The organism is Protofrankia sp. Cas8, assembly GCF_963555845.1.
GTDB lineage: Bacteria > Actinomycetota > Actinomycetes > Frankiales > Frankiaceae > Protofrankia.
In genome coordinates, this window is sequence record NZ_CAUVXI010000091.1 from 19088 (window position 1) to 19614 (window position 527).

Annotated in this window: 1 pseudogene; it reads right to left on the reverse strand. The window is 70.8% G+C overall.

Annotated features, from left to right (window positions below):
- Nucleotides 1–527 (reverse strand): annotated as a pseudogene (locus U9977_RS14615) (serine/threonine protein kinase); the annotation flags it as partial.

Sequence of the window (527 nt, forward strand, 5' to 3'; positions counted from 1 at the left end):
GGATAGCCAGGTGCGTTCTGGTAACCGGGGTTGGGTGGATAGCCGGGCGGGCTCTGGTAGCCGGGGCTCTGGTAGCCGGGGTTCGGTGGGCCTGGTGTGGGTCCGGCCGGTGGCGATGAGGGGGGCGAGACCGTCCACGGTGATGATGGTTTGACCGCAGTCGGCGGCGCCAACGGGCGGGGGGCGGGAGCCGGCGGCTGGCGGTTGAACTGAGGTGAGCGGTCGGCAGCCTCGCGGACGTCGTCGTCGAGGCGCACTCCGATCCCGGCGCGGGCGGTCCACCGAGGGCCGTAGACACTGCCGGCTGCATGGGCAAGATCGAGAGCGAAGGCGTGAGCGGAGGGCTGGCGGACGGCCGGATCCTTGGCCAGAGTCCGCAGAACCACCTCAGCCACCGGCGCGGGCACACCCACCAGCGGCGGTGGCGGCGAGTAGAGGTGCTGGTAGCCCAGGGCATGCGAGGACAGCGCCGGATCAAACAGCGGCGCCCCGACGAGCAACTCGTAGAGAAGCACACCCAGGGCATA